The sequence below is a fragment of the Knoellia sp. LjRoot47 genome (assembly GCF_964253435.1).
Lineage (GTDB): Bacteria > Actinomycetota > Actinomycetes > Actinomycetales > Dermatophilaceae > Knoellia.
In genome coordinates, this window is sequence record NZ_CAXUQS020000002.1 from 50202 (window position 1) to 65702 (window position 15501).

Sequence of the window (15501 nt, forward strand, 5' to 3'; positions counted from 1 at the left end):
GACGGAGTCTAGGCGTCCGCCGCGCCGCCGACGACATGCAGGGAGTGCACCGGCCGCTCGCCGAGAGCCTCCCGGCCGCCGAGGAACGCCAGCTCGACGACCGTGGCGAGCTCGACGACGTCGGCGCCGCAGTCGCTGAGCAGGTCCCAGGCCGCGATCGCGGTCCCACCGGTGGCGAGCACGTCGTCGACCAGAACCACCCGCTGACCGGGCGAGACCGCGTCGGCGTGGATCTCGATGGTCGCCGTGCCGTACTCGAGGTCGTAGGTCCGCTGCACGGTCTTGCCGGGCAGCTTTCCTGCCTTGCGGACGGGGACGAACCCGACCCCGAGCTCGAGGGCCAGGGCCGCGCCGACGATGAAGCCTCGTGCCTCGACACCGGCCACCGCGTCGACCGTGCCGTCCGAGTCCGTATGCCGTCGCGCCAGGGCGCGGATCACGTCACCGAACGCGTCGGCGTCACCGAGCAGCGGCGTGATGTCCTTGAACACCACCCCCGGCTTCGGGAAGTCGGCGACGTCCCGCAACCGGCTGGCGACGAGGTCGCTGATCGCCTCGGGTTCGGTCATCGTTACTTGCGACGCGACTTCGGAGGGCGCTTGGGCTGGTTGCGCGGTCCGGACTGGGCGTACTTGTGGACCTGGCGACCCGTGATGGTGGCCGACTCCTCGTCGTGGGCCATCGGCGCGCCCGAAGGGACGCCGTCGCTCGAGGGCTCCATCCCGGCCGACGTGGCACCGGCAGCACCGGCAGCACCGGCACCGGCGGGGGCCACCGCCATCTCCTTGGCGCGCTTGGCCTCGGAGCGGGCAGACCGCTTGTCGAGGTCGACGACCGCCGCGTCCTTGGTGCGAAGGCTCACGAGGAGCGGCGTCGCGAGGAAGATCGAGGAGTACGCGCCGACGAGGATGCCGATGAAGAGGACGAGGGCCAGGTCGAGGAGCGTGCCCGGACCGAGGAACAGGGCACCGACGACGAGCACCGCGAGGATCGGCAGGACGCCGATGACCGTGGTGTTGATCGACCGCACGAGCGTCTGGTTCACGGCGAGGTTGGCTGCCTTGGCGAAGCTCATCCGGCCGTTGGCGAACGCCTCGTTGGTGTTCTCCCGCACCTTGTCGAAGACGACGACGGTGTCGTAGATCGAGTAGCCCAGGACGGTGAGGAAGCCGATCATCGTCGCCGGCGAGACCTCGAACTTGCTGAACGAGTAGATGCCGACGGTGATGATGAGGTCGTGCACGAGCGCGATGAGCGCCGCCGCCGCCATCTTCCAGTTGCGGAAGTAGATCGCGAGCACGCCGGCCACGAGCACGAGGAAGATGATGAGCGCGCGCAGCGCCTGCTTCGTGACCGAGTCACCCCACGAGGGGCCGATGAAGGTCGCGCTGACGTTGTCCTCGTTGACCGAGAAGGTCTTGGCGAGCTGGGTGCGGACGTTGGCGCTCTCGGCGTCGTCGAGACGCTCGGTCTGGACCCGGACGGTGCCGGCGCCGAGCTTGGAGACGCGCACGCCCTGGGAGTCGTCGGCCGCACCGAGGGCGTCACGGGCCTTGGACTCGTAGTCGCCCGGGACCGACGAGCTCGTCACGCGGAACTCGGAGCCACCGCTGAACTCGAGGCCGAGGTTGAGCTTGTTGATGCCCAGGCCCGCGATCGCGATGGCCATGAGGACGAGCGAGACGATGTAGTAGGTCTTGCGCTTGGGGACGACCGGGATCGACTTCTTGCCGGTGTAGAGGTCGTTGCCGAGGTCGGCGAAGCTGATCATCGGGGTCCTCGCAAAGTATCGGAGTGACGCAGGAGCGCAGAACTTTGTGGGGTGATGTTCATGACCGGCTCCCTTCGGGGGCCGCGACGCGGGGCGGGTTCGTCGTGAACCGGCCGCGGCCGGCATACGAGGTCTTCTTCACGGCACCGAGCTTGTCCGGGTCGAGCCCAGACATCGGGTGTCCGCCGCGGAAGAACTTCCGGCGGGCGAGCAGCGTGACGAGCGGGTGCGTGAAGAGGAAGACGATGAGGATGTCGAGCAAGGTCGTCAGACCGAGGGTGAACGCGAAGCCGCGCACGCTCGAGCTCGCGAGGACGTAGAGGACGATCGCCGCGAGGAAGTTCACACCGTCGGCGATGAGGATCGTGCGCTTGGCGCGGTCCCAGCCGGTGGCGACGGCGCTCTCGAGCGAACGGCCCTCGCGCAGCTCGTCACGGATGCGTTCGAAGTAGACGATGAACGAGTCCGCGGTGAAGCCGATGGCGACGATGAGGCCGGTGACGCCGGCCATGTCGAGCCGGTAGTTGTGCGACCAGCCGAGGATCGTGATCGCGAGGTAGGTGAGGACACCGGCCGCGAGGATCGAGGCGATGGTGACGAACCCGAGCACGCGGTACTGGAGCAGCGAGTAGATCGTCACGAGCAGCAGGCCGACGAGGCCGGCGTAGAAGCCGTAGCGGAGCTGCTCGCTGCCGAGGGTGGGGCTGATCTGCTCACGCGTCTGCAGGTCGAACGAGATCGGCAGGGCACCGAACTTCAGCTGCTGGGCGAGGTCGCGGGCCTCGGTGATGCCGAAGCCGCCGGTGATGCTGGCCTTGCCGTTGGGAATGGCCTCGTTGAAGCTCGGGGCCACGATGACGCGCGAGTCGAGGGTGGCCGCGAGCTGGTTCTGCGGCTGCTGCAGCGGCACCATCTTGCGGGAGATGTCGGCGTACTGCTTGGCGCCCTCACCGTTGAGGGCCAGCTGGATCTCGACCGTGCTGGTCTGCTGGCCGTTCTGGCCGACCTGGTAGCCCGCGCTGGCGTCGGAGATCTTGTCGCCGGAGACGACGACCGGGCCGAGGATGTACTTGGCCGCGCCGTCCGCGTCGCAGGTGACGAGCGGCTTGGTGTCGTCGTCGACGAGGTTGGCGAGCGCGTCCTCCTTGGAGCAGTCGAGGGCGGTGAACGCGGCCGTGAGCTCGGGGGTGATCTGCTCCAGGCTCAGAGGGTCGGTGGCCGTGCCGCCGGAGGCGCTGGCGCTGGGGCTCGGTGAGGCGCTCGGGCGCGGGGACGCGCTCGTGCCGGCCGAGGCGCTGGGGCTCGGCGACGGGCTGGCCTCGGTCGTGAACGCGCTTGGCAGCGCGGAGTTGTTGGTCGCCGACGGGGCCGGGCTGGCCGCGGGGACGCTCGCCGACGGCGAGGGAACCGGGACGGCCGAGCCGCTCGGGCTCGGGCTGGCGGAGCCGCTGGGCGACGGCGAGGCGGAGGGCTGCGCCTGCGGCGAGCCGGCCGCGATCGCGAGGACCGGGCGGAACTGGAGCTGCGAGGAGCGACGGATCGCGTCCTCGGTGCGCTTGTCGGGCGTGCCCGGCATGCTCACGACGATGTTGCGACCACCCTGAGTGGTGACCTCGGCGCCGGCGACGCCACCGGCGTCAACGCGCTGGACGATGATGTCGCGGGCCTGGGCGATCTGCTGCGCCGAGACCTGCTTGCCACCGGTCACGCGCGGCTCGAGGATGATCTGCGTGCCGCCCTCGAGGTCGAGGCCGAGCTTGGGGGCGTAGCTGCCGTTGCTGAACTGGTTGGCCCCGAAGAGCAGGCCCATGAGGGCGATCGTCAGTACGGCCATGCCGGCGAGGGCACGCCGGGCGAACTTCAGGTGGCTCATCTGCGCCATGTCAGTCCACCTCGGGCGTGGCGTCGGCGGGGCGCTCGGCGCTCGGCTGCTTCATGCCGACGGCGCGACGGTCGACCGTGACCTGGACGCCGGTGGCGATCTCGAGGGTCACCACCGCGTCGTCGAGCGTGAGGATCGTGCCGTAGAGGCCCGAGGTCAGGACGACCGCGTCGCCCACGGACAGGCCTGCCTGGAAGGTCTGGACCTCACGCCCGCGCCTGCGCTGGGTGAACATGAGGAACGCCAGCAGCAACAGCGGCAGGGCGAGCACGAGCAGGTTGCCGAAGCCGGCACCGGAATTCATGAGAGTCCTTCGAGTGTGGGTGCGGGCCCTCATCGGGGCCGGGCGCGTCAGCTGCCCGGTCGTGGCCGGGCAACCGGGTCAGCATAGGTGACGTGGTCACTCTCGCCAACGCGTGACACTCCCCCGTGGTGCCCGCTCATCCACCCCAGTGGTGCTCTCCGCGCCATCCACCCGTGCGGAGAGTGTCTTTGCTCCCGCTCACGACGCACAGACACCCCCATGCGCTCCAGCCCTCCGACGCACAGGCCGGTTGCGTCACCGACTGACGCGAATGGGGGTGTCTTTGCGTCCGGGGGTGGATGCAAAGACACGTCTCGGACGGACAGGGTGCACGAGGCCCGGTTCGCGCGGCTGTGCGCCGCCCGTCCGACCTCGCGGGCCAGGGAGACGAGCGCGTATGCCGTGCGGCGATTCCGTGTGCGCCGTTGCGTATGCCGTGCGGCGATTCCGTGTGCGCCGTTCCGGATGTTGCGGGGTCAGCCGCCGAGGCGGCCGCCGCCCTCGTTGAGGGGCAGAGCCTCCTGCGTGGCGACGTCGCGGGGCGGGGTGAGGCCGAGGTGCGCCCAGGCCTTGGGCGCGGCGGCCCGTCCGCGCGGGGTGCGGACCATGAAGCCCTCACGCACGAGGTAGGGCTCGGCGACCGTCTCGACGGTGTCGGACTCCTCACCGACCGCGATGGCCAGCGTCGACAGCCCCACCGGCCCACCACCGAAGCGGCGGCACAGGGCGTCGAGCACCGCGCGGTCGAGTCGGTCGAGGCCCGCGTCGTCGACGTCGAACAGCGACAACGCCTCGTGCGCCGCCTCGAGGTCGACGTGCCCCGACCCGTGCACCTGCGCCCAGTCGCGCACGCGGCGCAGCAGCCGGTTGGCGATGCGGGGTGTGCCACGCGAGCGACCGGCGATCTCCTCGATACCGGACTCGTCGGCGTCGACCCCGAGCAGTCCTGCCGAGCGGCGCAGGATCGTCGTGAGGTCGCTCGCGTCGTAGTAGTCGAGGTGCCCGGTGAACCCGAAGCGGTCGCGCAGCGGTGCGGGCAGCAGCCCCGACCGGGTCGTGGCGCCCACGACGGTGAACGGCGGCAGCTCGAGCGGGATCGCCGTCGCACCCGGGCCCTTGCCGACGATGACGTCGACGCGGAAGTCCTCCATGGCGAGGTAGAGCATCTCCTCGGCCGAGCGCGACATGCGGTGGATCTCGTCGAGGAAGAGCACTTCGCCCTCGTCGAGCGAGGACAGCACCGCGGCGAGGTCACCGGCGTGCTGGATCGCGGGACCGGACGTGATCCGGATCGGGCGCTCGAGCTCGGCCGCCACGATGAGGGCGAGCGTCGTCTTGCCCAGACCGGGCGGACCGGACAGGAGGATGTGGTCGGGGACGCTCCCCCGCCGCCGGGCCGCCTCGAGGACGAGCGAGAGCTGGTCGCGCACGCGGGTCTGGCCCGGGAACTCGGAGAGACGCTTGGGTCGCAGCGCCGCCTCGACGACGCGCTCGTCGTCGCTGTCGGCCCCCGCGTCGACGATCCGCGCCGTGGCGTCCAGCGAACCGTCGCCGTAGCGACCCTCGGCATCCACCTCGCCCGAGTCGGATGCCTCGACGATGTCGGACCGGAAGCCGCGCACGCTGCCGCCGGGGTCGTCCTCGCTCGTCGACGTCGGTCGCATCGCGGGGCCCGTCATCGGCCGAGCTCGCGCAGGGCCATCCGCAGCAGTGCGGCCACGGAGGCGTCGGGGTCGGCGGACGCCGAGACGGTGGACACGGCATCGGACGCCTGCTTGGTGGACCAGCCCAGACCCACGAGCGCCTCGGCCACCTGGTCGCGGCGCTCGTCGCCGGAGGGCGCGACTGCCGAGGCGACGTCGGCACCTACGGGGGCGGACGGCATACCCACCTTGTCCTTGAGCTCGAGGACGAGACGCTCCGCGCTCTTCTTGCCCACGCCCGGGATCTTGGTGAGCGTCGCCAGGTCACCGGCACGCAGCGCGGCGCTCACCTCGTCGGGGGTGAGGACGGAGAGCATCGCCAGCGCGAGCCGCGGGCCCACGCCCGAGACGGTCTGCACGGTCTCGAACATGTCGCGCTCCCCCGCCGAGCCGAACCCGAAGAGCGTCAGCGAGTCCTCGCGCACGACGAGGGTCGTCGCCACCGTGACCTCGGCGCCCGTCCGCACGTCGGCCACGGTGCGCGGGGTGGTGTGGACGAGCATCCCGACTCCCCCGACCTCGACGACGAGGCGGTCGAGCCCGACGTGGCTGACCCGGCCCGACAGCGACGCGATCATCGCGCACCCGCCCTGGCGAGGGCGTCGAGGCGGGCGGTCGCGGCACCGCGCCACAGGTGGCAGATCGCGAGGGCGAGGGCGTCGGCCGCGTCGGCCGGTCGCGGTGGCGCGTCGAGCTTGAGGATGCGGGTCACCATCGTCGTCACCTGGGCCTTGTCGGCGCGACCGGAGCCGGTCACGGAGGCCTTGACCTCGGTCGGGGTGTGGAAGACCACCGGGATGTTGCGCTTGCCCGCGGTGAGCAGGGCGATGGCGGTGGCGTGGGCGGTGTTCATCACCTGGGTGACGTTGGTGTCGGCGAAGACTCGCTCCACCGCGACGACGTCGGGGCGGAACTTGGCGAGCCAGCCGTCGACCTCACGCTCGAGGAAGATCAGGCGCTGCGACGCCTCCGCGTCGGACGGCGTGCGCACGACGCCCACCGCCACCATCGAGGCCCGGCCGGCGCGACCGTCGACGACGCCGAGCCCGCACCGGGTGAGGCCGGGATCCATGCCGAGAACGCGCACGCGCGCCGCCTTCCGAGAGAACCGAACAGGTGTTCGGTGCCACGCTACACAGCGCGTGGGAGGGCGGCGCGCAGCAACACGCAGGTCACTCCTCGTCGCCCAGCTCCGCCAGCACGTCGTCCGGGATGTCGCCGTTGGCGAAGACGTCCTGGACGTCGTCGGAGTCCTCGAGGGCCTCGATGACGCGGATCATCTTCTTGGCCCCGTCGAGGTCGAGCGGCACTTGGAGGTTGGGCACCCACGAGGCCTCGGCCGAGTCGTAGTCGATGCCGGCGTCCTGGACCGCCTTGCGGACGGCGACGAAGTCGGTGGCCTCGGAGATGATCTCGAAGGACTCGCCGAGGTCGTTGACCTCGTCGGCACCGGCCTCGAGGACGACCTCGAGGATGTCGTCCTCGGTCTTGTCGCCCTTGGGGACGACGACGACGCCCTTGCGGTCGAAGACGTAGGCCACCGAGCCCGGGTCACCGAGCTGGCCACCGTTGCGGGTGAGCGCGGTGCGGACCTCGGCGGCGGCGCGGTTGCGGTTGTCGGTGAGGCACTCGATGAGGATGGCGACACCGCCGGGCGCGTAGCCCTCGTAGGTGATGGTCTCCCAGTCGGCGCCGCCGGCCGTGGCACCCGAGCCGCGCTTGACCGCGTTGTCGATGTTGTTGTTGGGCACCGAGCTCTTCTTGGCCTTCTGGATGGCGTCGTAGAGCGTCGGGTTGCCGGTCGGGTCGCCGCCCCCGGTGCGGGCCGCGACCTCGATGTTCTTGATGAGCTTGGCGAAGAGCTTGCCGCGCTTGGCGTCGATGGCGGCCTTCTTGTGCTTCGTGGTCGCCCATTTGGAGTGGCCGGACAAGGTGTCTCCTCGTGCTGTGAACGTGCAGGACTCGGCGTCGATCCTATGTCGTATGCCGTCCGCACCCGTCGCGACGCCATCGTGGGGTTCCGTCGTGGCGCGGTCTCAGGCGTGACGGACGACGTCGACGAAGAGCTGGTGGAAGCGGTGGTCGCCGGTGACCTCGGGGTGGAAGCTCGTGGCGAGGACGTTGCCCTGCCGGACCGCGACCGGGTGGTCCGCTCCCCCGACATCGACGCTGGCGAGGACCTGGACGCCCTCGCCGACCTCCTCGACCCACGGGGCGCGGATGAACACCGCGCGCACCGGCTCCGGGCCGAGCTCGCGGATCCGCAGGTCGTCCTCGAAGGAGTCAACCTGGCGGCCGAACGCGTTGCGGCGCACGGTGATGTCGAGCCCGCCGAGCGTCTGCTGGTCGCGGTGGCCGTCGAGGATGCGGTCGGCGAGCATGATCATCCCGGCGCAGGAGCCGTACGCGGGCATCCCGGCGCGCAGCCGCGCCACCAGCGGGTCACGCAGCTCGAAGATGCGGACGAGCTTGTCCATCGTCGTCGACTCACCACCGGGGATGACGAGGCCGTCGATCTGCTCGACCTCGCTGGCACGACGGACCGCGATGGCCCGGGCACCTGCCGACTCCAGTGCCCGGACGTGCTCGCGCACGTCGCCCTGGACGGCGAGGACTCCGATGGTGGGTTGCGGGCTCACGCCCGGAATCGTACGTGCGCCCCGCGGCCGAGCAAGACGGTCCCGCCGGCCTAGGGTGGACCGATGACGACACCAGCGACCGGGGACCAGAACGCCGACCAGCTCATGGAGGCGAAGGTCGAGGCGTTGCAGGCTGTGCTCGACCGGGTGCTCTCGTGGCGGGAAGGCGCTACCGAGGGCACCGTGCGCGAGGAGCTCGACTCGGCGCTCGACGAGGCCGGCATCGACCTCGGGGAGCCCGCGCGCGAGCGCATGGTCGAGCACATCCACGAGGGCAACGAGCACGTCGACGTCCGCACGTTCCTCGACTGAGGAGCCGGAGACCAGGCCTCGAGCCTTCGGCGCCGGTCGTCCGCAGGGCCGCGCGGACGGCATACCGTTCTCACGTGCCCGTCACCACTCGCCCACGTCTGTCCAACGACCTGCCCACCCTCGTCAGACTGCTCGGTGAGCAGCAGCCGGCGACGTCGTACCCGCAGCGCTGGCCCCTCCCCTATCCCGCCGAGGAGTTCATCGTCCGGCCCGGCGAGCTGGTGGCGTGGGTCGCCGTCGACGACGGCGAGGTCGTCGGGCACGTCTCCGTGACCGCCCTGCCGGACGGCCGCATGGCGACGGAGTGGGTCGAGGCGACCGGCCGGCCGCACGAGGGGCTGGCCGAGGTGTCGGTGCTGTTCGTCGCCGGCGGCCGGCGGGGGTCCGGCATCGGTGGGCTGCTGCTCGACGTGGCGCTCGCCGAGATCCGTCGGCGTGGGCTCACCCCGATGCTCGACGTCGTCGGCGAGGACACGAGCGCGGGCCTGTTCTACCGGCGGCGCGGGTGGCGGACCGTTGGCCGGGCGCGCCCGGCGTGGCTGCCCGACCACCGGCCGGACCTCGCGTTCATGCTGCTCGCGGATGAGAGGCTCGGGTCATGAGCCACACCGCCACGACGGCCTCCACACCGGAGACCCTGCGAGCCCGGGCCGTGGAGCTCGACGCCGAGCACGCCGCCACCGACCGGCGCGATGCCTTCGTCCTGCCCGACGGGGTGGTCTACCTCGACGGGAACTCGCTCGGCGCCCTGTCCGTCGCCGCCCGCGAGGCCACGGCCGACGCCATCTCGCGGCAGTGGGGCGAGCAGCTCATCCGCGCGTGGAACGAGTCGGGCTGGTGGACCGCGCCTGAGCGCGTCGGCGACCGGATCGCCTCGCTCGTCGGAGCGCCGGCCGGCTCGGTCGTCGTGGGCGACTCGACGACCGTCAGCCTCTACAAGGCGGTCCACGCGGCGGCGCGCCTGCGGCCGGGTCGCACGGTCGTGCTCACCGACCCCGACTCCTTCCCCACCGACGTCCACGTGACCCGCGGCGTGTGCGAGCAGCTCGGCCTCACGCTCGAGCTCGTGTCGCCTCGGGACGCGGTCACGAGGCTCGAGGGCTCCGACGACGTGGCGCTCGCGTCCTACTCGCACGTCGACTACCGCACCGGCGAGCTCTGGGACCTCGCGGCCATCACCACGGCGGCACACGACGCCGGCGCGCTCTCGTGCTGGGACCTCTGCCACTCGGCGGGAGTCGTCGAGGTCGGGCTGGCGGTGGGCCGGGCCGACTTCGCCGTCGGGTGTGGCTACAAGTACCTCAGCGGCGGGCCCGGCGCCCCGGCCTTCATCTACGTCGCCCCCGAGCACCTCGCCGCCTTCACCAACCCGATCCTCGGCTGGAACGGCCACGCGACCCCCTTCGCCATGTCACCCGACCACGTGCCCGCCGACGGCATCACCCGGGCCCGGGTCGGCACTCCCCCGGTGCTCGGGATCGCCGCGCTGGAAGGCGCGCTCACGGCATACGACGGGTTGGACATGGGCGACGTGAGGCGACGTTCGCTCTCGCTCACCGGCTTCTTCGTCGAGTGCCTCGACGCGCTCGGTGTCGACCTGCCCGTCGTCACGCCGCGAGACGAGACGCGCGGCTCGCAGGTGAGCCTGCGGCACCCCGACGCGTATGCCGTGGTGCAGGCGCTCATCGCCCGCGGGGTCATCGGTGACTTCCGCGAGGCCGACATCGTGCGCCTCGGGTTCGCGCCGCTCTACCTCTCGCACGAGGACGCGCTCGCGGCGGCCGTGCACCTGCGCGACGTGCTCGACGGGCGTGAGTACGAACGTCCCGAGTTCGCCACGCGTGCAGCGGTCACCTGACCGGGAGAGGATGGGGCCATGGCACGCAGAGCACCCAGGCAGGACGTCGGCGACGCCGACCTCGAGGTCGACGAGCGACGGACCACCGCCGCCGGGGTGCCCGCCGTTGCGCGCGCACTTCAGATGTCGGTCGGGCAGATGGGGACGGTCCGTTCGGCCCGCACCCTCCTCCGGCTCAACCAGGACAAGGGTTTCGACTGCCCGGGGTGCGCGTGGCCGGACCCTGCACCGGGCGCGCGCCACGTCGCCGAGTTCTGCGAGAACGGCGCCAAGGCCGTGGCGGAGGAGGCGACGCTGCGCCGGGTCGAGCCCGACTTCTTCGTCGAGCACTCGATCGACTCGCTTCGCGGGCGGTCCGACCACTGGCTCGGGCAGCAGGGCAGGCTCACGACGCCGATGCACAAGCCCGAGGGCGCCGCGCACTACGAGCCGGTGACCTGGGAGCGGGCACTCGAGATCGTCGCCCGGCACCTGTGCGAGCTCGACAGCCCCGACGAGGCGATCTTCTACACGTCCGGGCGTACGAGCAACGAGGCCGCGTTCGTCTACCAGCTGTTCGTGCGTGAGCTCGGCACCAACAACCTGCCGGACTGCTCCAACATGTGCCACGAGTCGAGCGGGACCGCGCTGCTCGAGACGATCGGCATCGGCAAGGGCACGGTCTCGCTCGACGACCTGACCTGCGCCAACCTCATCCTCATCGCCGGCCAGAACCCCGGCACCAACCACCCACGGATGCTGTCCACCCTCGAGCAGGCCAAGGCCGGTGGCGCCCGGATCGTGTCGATCAACCCGCTCCCCGAGGCCGGGCTCAAGACGTTCCACAACCCGCAGACCGTGCGGGGCGTCGTGGGCAGCGGCACTCCGCTGGCCGACCGCCACCTCGGCGTCCGGCTCGGCGGTGACCAAGCACTCTTCCAGGCCGTCGGGCACCTCCTCCTCGAGCGCGGGGCGGTCGACGAGGCGTTCGTCGCGGAGCACACGACCGGCTTCGAGGCGTATGCCGCGGCACGGGCCTTCGTGGACTGGCCGGCGACACTCGCCGCGACCGGGCTGACCGAGGACGAGATCCGTGGGCTCGCCGACGACGTGGCCAGTGCCTCGCGCGTCGTCGTCTGCTGGGCCATGGGCATCACCCAGCACCGGCATGCCGTCGCGACGATCCAGGACATGCTCAACGTGCTGCTGCTCGGCGGTCACATCGGGCGCGAGGGTGCCGGGGTCTGCCCGGTCCGGGGCCACTCCAACGTCCAGGGCGACCGCACCATGGGGATCTTCGAGCGGCCCGCGCCCGGCTTCCTCGACGCGCTCGACGCCGAGTTCGGGATCCGGGCGCCCCGCGAGCACGGCGTCGACGCCGTCGACACGGTCCGGGCGCTGCGCGACGGGCGCGCCAAGGTCTTCTTCGCGATGGGCGGCAACTTCGTCCGGGCGATGTCCGACTCCGATGTCACCGAGTCGGCACTGGAGCGCGCCGAGCTCACCTGTCACGTGTCGACCAAGCTCAACCGGTCGCACGCCGTCACCGGTCGAGAGGCGCTCATCCTGCCGACGCTGGGGCGCACCGAGCGCGACGACCAGCTCACCGGCGAGCAGGTCGTCACGGTCGAGGACTCGATGGCGATGGTCCACGCCTCACGCGGAAGGCTCGCTCCCGCCAGCGACACCCTGCTCAGCGAGGTGGCGATCGTCTGCGAGCTCGCGCGCCGCACCCTGCCCGGGTCCCGGGTCGACTGGTCCGGGCTGCGCGGCGACTACCGCCGAATCCGGTCGCACATCTCGCGGGTCGTGCCGGGGTTCGACCGCTTCGAGGAGCGCATCGCCGAGCCCGGCGGCTTCCAGCTGCCGATCCCTCCCCGGCAGCGCGAGTTCCAGGTCGACGGCGGTCGGGCCCGGTTCACCGTGCACGCGATGGAGTACCCCGCGTGTCCCCCGGGGCGCCTGCTCCTGCAGACCATCCGCAGCCACGACCAGTACAACACCACGATCTACGGGCTCGACGACCACTACCGCGGGGTCAAGGGCGGGCGACGGGTCGTGTTCGTCAACCCGGTGGACCTCGCCGAGCTCGGCCTCACCGACGGGCAGCTGGTCGACATCGTGTCCGAGTGGCGCGGGGTCGATGGTGATGCGGTGCTGACCGAGCGCCGGGCCGAGGAGTTCCGGGTGGTGGCATACGACACGGCACGCGGGTGTGCTGCGGCGTACTTCCCCGAGACCAACGTGCTCGTCCCCCTCGACTCGACGGCCAAGGGCAGCAACACACCCACGTCGAAGGCGGTCGTCGTCCGCCTGGAGGCACGCTGATGGGCCGGCTCACCTCACGCCACAAGGTGGTGCGGATCGACCTCGACGGCGAGGCCACCCGCTCCATCGACACCATCGCCGGCGAGGAGCCGCTCGAGATCAGGCTCAACGGCGCCACCTTCACGGTGACGATGCGCAGCCCGGGCCACGACGTCGACCTCGCGCACGGGCTGCTCCGGGCGGAGGGCGTGATCTCGGGCCGGGACGACGTCCTCGCCGCTCGCTTCTGCTCGGACCTCGACACCCTCAACGTCCTCAACCTCGACGTCCCCGGCCGCGGCGGCGAGCTCGCCGTGACCTCGACACGCAACCTCGCCTCGCTCGGCGGGTGTGGGCTGTGCGGCACCACGGCCGTCGACGCGGTCGACGCCGTCGTCGCACGCCGACCGCCGGAGGTGCTCTGGGAGGCGCGGACCGTCGCCGCTGCGCTCGAGGAGCTGCACTCGCGGCAGACGGTGTTCGCCAAGACCGGTGGTGTCCACGGCGCCGGGCTGGTGGTCGCTCCGGCCGAGGTCGCCGGTGCCGGTGACGCCGAGGGGTCCGGTGTCGCCGAGGGGTCCGGTGACGCCGAGGGGTCCGGTCACCCCAGCGGGGCGCGCACCGCTGACGACGCCACGGCCTCCCCCGGGCTCGCCCTGGTCCGCGAGGACATCGGGCGTCACAACGCCGTGGACAAGGTGCTCGGCGCAGCCCTGGTCACGGGTGTCGCGACCGAGGGCGGGCTGCTCGTCGTGTCGAGCAGGGCGAGCTTCGAGATCGTCCAGAAGGCCGCGGTGTCCTGCATTTCGGTGCTCGCGTGCGTCTCGGCGCCGTCATCGCTGGCGATCGAGGCGGCGGACCGCCTCGGGGTGACGCTCGTGGCGTTCGCCCGGGGGCGGCGGATGAGCGTCTACACCCACTCGCACCGCATCCCCCACTGACACGACGGCTCGCGACGCCGACCGCGCCTCACGACGTGGGAGATCCCGCGTTCCGAGGCAGGATGCGCGCAACGAGCCAGGTGCGGGCCGGCGCAGGTCAGCCGGGCTCGATGGTCGCGCCCGCCTTGTGCAGCAACCAGAGCAGCTCGTCGGCGTGGCGGCGCTGCCCGGCATTGGCCAGCGAGTTGCCGAGGGGGATCTCGATCGGCTCGTGGCTCACCGTGAGGTTGAGCCGCCCGGTCTGCTCGGAGTCGATCCACACCTCTGCCTGCGAGAACACGCTGTGCAGTCCGGCCCGCAGGTGGGTGACCGGCACCAGCCAGGTCGGCGTCGCCACCCCGGCGACGTGGAAGCCGAACCAGCCGTTCTCGAGGTGCACGACACCGCTCACGCCGTCCTGCTCCCGGTGTCCCCGGGGTGTGACCCTGGCGTTCCACTGGCCCACGGGGCTCGGCCCGATCGTCGACGGGACGCGACCCGCGGCCCACGCCGCCGGCGCGGTCGTCAACGGGACCCGGGGCACCCGCGACCTGACGTAGAGCGCGAGCAGGCCGAGGCCGACGAGGACGGGGAGCAGGGTGCCGAAGAGACCGAACCCGCCGAAGAGCCACTCGGCCGGGTGCGGCACCGGCGACCCGTCGATCCCACGACCCATGCTCGTCATGGGCAGAGGTTAACGGCGCCCGGTCCCCCGCCTGCGGAGTTTCGCGAGACCGCCGGCGGACGGCATACGGCGTGCAACGGATGGCAGACCGCCGCCGCCGTCCCGGTGCGGGACGGCGACGGCGGTCTGTGGGGTGTCGGGGTGGTCAGCGCCGGTGAGCACGGCGGCTCGACGAGGAGCCGCCCGGCGTCACCAGCCGCGCTCGGCCAGGCGGTGCGGCTCGGGGATCTCGTCGACGTTGAGGCCGACCATGGCCTCGCCGAGACCGCGCGACACCTTCGCGATGACGTCGGGGTCGTCGTGGAACGTCGTCGCCTTGACGATTGCCTCGGCACGCTGCGCCGGGTTGCCGGACTTGAAGATGCCCGAGCCGACGAAGACGCCCTCGGCGCCGAGCTGCATCATCATGGCGGCGTCGGCCGGGGTGGCGATGCCGCCGGCGGTGAAGAGGACGACGGGGAGCTTGCCGGCCTGCGCGACCTCCTTGACGAGCTCGAACGGCGCCTGCAGCTCCTTGGCCGCGACGTAGAGCTCGTCCTCGGGCAGGCCCCGCAGGCGCAGGATCTCGGCGCGGATCTTGCGCATGTGCGTCGTGGCGTTGGAGACGTCGCCGGTGCCGGCCTCACCCTTGGAACGGATCATCGCCGCACCCTCGGTGATGCGGCGCAGGGCCTCGCCGAGGTTGGTCGCACCGCAGACGAAGGGCACGGTGAAGTTCCACTTGTCGATGTGGTTGGCGTAGTCGGCCGGGGTGAGGACCTCGGACTCGTCGATGTAGTCGACACCGAGAGACTGCAGGACCTGGGCCTCGACGAAGTGGCCGATGCGGGACTTGGCCATGACGGGGATGGAGACGGCCTCGATGATGCCGTCGATCATGTCGGGGTCGGACATGCGCGACACCCCGCCCTGGGCGCGGATGTCGGCCGGGACGCGCTCGAGCGCCATGACGGCGACGGCGCCGGCGTCCTCGGCGATCTTGGCCTGCTCGGCGTTGACGACGTCCATGATGACGCCGCCCTTGAGCATCTCGGCCATGCCGCGCTTCACCCGGGTCGTGCCCGTGTGGGAGGTGGTCGTGGAGGCTGCGGAAGCGGTCGTGTCGACGGCGCTGGTGTCACTCATGCGCGCAAGTGTAGGA

16 protein-coding genes are annotated in these 15501 nt (G+C 71.4%); 5 read left to right on the forward strand and 11 right to left on the reverse strand.

The window, feature by feature from the left end; all coding sequences use genetic code 11:
• Positions 1-8: 8 nt before the first annotated feature.
• The 9 genes from ACSQ11_RS14955 to pdxT form a co-directional block, all read right to left on the reverse strand.
• Positions 9-569, reverse strand: coding sequence for an adenine phosphoribosyltransferase (locus ACSQ11_RS14955; protein ID WP_436006922.1), 561 nt, complete (start codon positions 567-569; stop codon positions 9-11).
• Positions 570-571: 2 nt separating this feature from the next.
• Positions 572-1771, reverse strand: coding sequence for a protein translocase subunit SecF (secF, locus tag ACSQ11_RS14960; protein WP_436006924.1), 1200 nt, complete (start codon positions 1769-1771; stop codon positions 572-574).
• Positions 1772-1829: 58 nt separating this feature from the next.
• On the reverse strand, positions 1830-3653 hold the full coding sequence (gene secD / locus ACSQ11_RS14965) for a protein translocase subunit SecD (RefSeq protein WP_436006926.1): 1824 nt from the start codon (positions 3651-3653) through the stop codon (positions 1830-1832).
• 1 nt (position 3654) lies between these two features.
• On the reverse strand, positions 3655-3957 hold the full coding sequence (gene yajC, locus ACSQ11_RS14970) for a preprotein translocase subunit YajC (protein ID WP_436006928.1): 303 nt from the start codon (positions 3955-3957) through the stop codon (positions 3655-3657).
• 476 nt (positions 3958-4433) lie between these two features.
• On the reverse strand, positions 4434-5621 hold the full coding sequence (ruvB, locus tag ACSQ11_RS14975; protein WP_436006930.1) for a Holliday junction branch migration DNA helicase RuvB: 1188 nt from the start codon (positions 5619-5621) through the stop codon (positions 4434-4436).
• Positions 5622-5632: 11 nt separating this feature from the next.
• Positions 5633-6238, reverse strand: a complete 606-nt coding sequence (gene ruvA / locus ACSQ11_RS14980) for a Holliday junction branch migration protein RuvA (protein WP_436006932.1) — start codon at positions 6236-6238, stop codon at positions 5633-5635.
• On the reverse strand, positions 6235-6747 hold the full coding sequence (gene ruvC, locus ACSQ11_RS14985) for a crossover junction endodeoxyribonuclease RuvC (RefSeq protein ID WP_436006934.1): 513 nt from the start codon (positions 6745-6747) through the stop codon (positions 6235-6237). Before ruvC ends, ruvA begins: the two co-directional genes overlap by 4 nt.
• Positions 6748-6832: 85 nt before the next feature.
• Complete coding sequence (locus tag ACSQ11_RS14990) at positions 6833-7591, reverse strand: YebC/PmpR family DNA-binding transcriptional regulator (RefSeq protein WP_436006936.1); 759 nt, start codon at positions 7589-7591, stop codon at positions 6833-6835.
• 105 nt (positions 7592-7696) lie between these two features.
• The gene (gene pdxT, locus ACSQ11_RS14995; protein ID WP_436006938.1) at positions 7697-8299 is read right to left on the reverse strand and encodes a pyridoxal 5'-phosphate synthase glutaminase subunit PdxT; all 603 of its coding nucleotides are present in this window, start codon (positions 8297-8299) and stop codon (positions 7697-7699) included.
• A gap of 63 nt (positions 8300-8362) precedes the next feature.
• Between pdxT and ACSQ11_RS15000 the strand changes: the two genes are divergently transcribed.
• From ACSQ11_RS15000 to ACSQ11_RS15020, 5 genes are all read left to right on the forward strand, one after another.
• Entirely contained in the window at positions 8363-8611 is a 249-nt protein-coding gene (locus ACSQ11_RS15000) for a hypothetical protein (protein WP_436006940.1), read from the forward strand.
• Between the two features lie 74 nt (positions 8612-8685).
• Positions 8686-9213 (forward strand): GNAT family N-acetyltransferase, encoded by a 528-nt coding sequence (locus ACSQ11_RS15005; protein ID WP_436006942.1) that lies wholly within the window; start codon positions 8686-8688, stop codon positions 9211-9213.
• Positions 9210-10469, forward strand: coding sequence for a kynureninase (locus tag ACSQ11_RS15010; RefSeq protein WP_436006944.1), 1260 nt, complete (start codon positions 9210-9212; stop codon positions 10467-10469). Before ACSQ11_RS15005 ends, ACSQ11_RS15010 begins: the two co-directional genes overlap by 4 nt.
• 18 nt (positions 10470-10487) lie before the next feature.
• Entirely contained in the window at positions 10488-12776 is a 2289-nt protein-coding gene (locus ACSQ11_RS15015; RefSeq protein WP_436006946.1) for an FdhF/YdeP family oxidoreductase, read from the forward strand.
• Complete coding sequence (locus tag ACSQ11_RS15020) at positions 12776-13696, forward strand: formate dehydrogenase accessory sulfurtransferase FdhD (protein ID WP_436006948.1); 921 nt, start codon at positions 12776-12778, stop codon at positions 13694-13696. The genes ACSQ11_RS15015 and ACSQ11_RS15020 overlap by 1 nt, the downstream gene beginning before the upstream one ends.
• 97 nt (positions 13697-13793) lie before the next feature.
• Here ACSQ11_RS15020 and ACSQ11_RS15025 read toward each other — a convergent pair whose 3' ends face one another.
• Together ACSQ11_RS15025 and pdxS are read right to left on the reverse strand one after the other, a co-directional pair.
• Positions 13794-14360, reverse strand: coding sequence for a hypothetical protein (locus ACSQ11_RS15025; protein WP_436006950.1), 567 nt, complete (start codon positions 14358-14360; stop codon positions 13794-13796).
• Positions 14361-14549: 189 nt separating this feature from the next.
• Positions 14550-15485 carry a pyridoxal 5'-phosphate synthase lyase subunit PdxS gene (pdxS, locus tag ACSQ11_RS15030; RefSeq protein ID WP_436006952.1) on the reverse strand — a complete coding sequence of 312 codons (936 nt, stop codon included), beginning with the start codon at positions 15483-15485 and terminating at the stop codon, positions 14550-14552.
• Between the last annotated feature and the right edge of the window lie 16 nt (positions 15486-15501).

Bases quoted from the DNA above. Each gene is read 5' to 3' on its own strand.
- ACSQ11_RS15020 (WP_436006948.1), top strand. From the start codon at position 12,776: ATGGGCCGGCTCACCTCACGCCACAAGGTGGTGCGGATCGACCTCGAC.
- pdxS (WP_436006952.1), bottom strand. From the start codon at position 15,485: ATGAGTGACACCAGCGCCGTCGACACGACCGCTTCCGCAGCCTCCACG.
- yajC (WP_436006928.1), bottom strand. From the start codon at position 3,957: ATGAATTCCGGTGCCGGCTTCGGCAACCTGCTCGTGCTCGCCCTGCCG.
- ruvB (WP_436006930.1), bottom strand. From the start codon at position 5,621: ATGCGACCGACGTCGACGAGCGAGGACGACCCCGGCGGCAGCGTGCGC.
- ACSQ11_RS15010 (WP_436006944.1), top strand. From the start codon at position 9,210: ATGAGCCACACCGCCACGACGGCCTCCACACCGGAGACCCTGCGAGCC.
- ACSQ11_RS15025 (WP_436006950.1), bottom strand. From the start codon at position 14,360: ATGACGAGCATGGGTCGTGGGATCGACGGGTCGCCGGTGCCGCACCCG.
- ACSQ11_RS15000 (WP_436006940.1), top strand. From the start codon at position 8,363: ATGACGACACCAGCGACCGGGGACCAGAACGCCGACCAGCTCATGGAG.
- ruvA (WP_436006932.1), bottom strand. From the start codon at position 6,238: ATGATCGCGTCGCTGTCGGGCCGGGTCAGCCACGTCGGGCTCGACCGC.
- secD (WP_436006926.1), bottom strand. From the start codon at position 3,653: ATGGCGCAGATGAGCCACCTGAAGTTCGCCCGGCGTGCCCTCGCCGGC.
- ACSQ11_RS15015 (WP_436006946.1), top strand. From the start codon at position 10,488: ATGGCACGCAGAGCACCCAGGCAGGACGTCGGCGACGCCGACCTCGAG.
- secF (WP_436006924.1), bottom strand. From the start codon at position 1,771: ATGATCAGCTTCGCCGACCTCGGCAACGACCTCTACACCGGCAAGAAG.
- ACSQ11_RS14955 (WP_436006922.1), bottom strand. From the start codon at position 569: ATGACCGAACCCGAGGCGATCAGCGACCTCGTCGCCAGCCGGTTGCGG.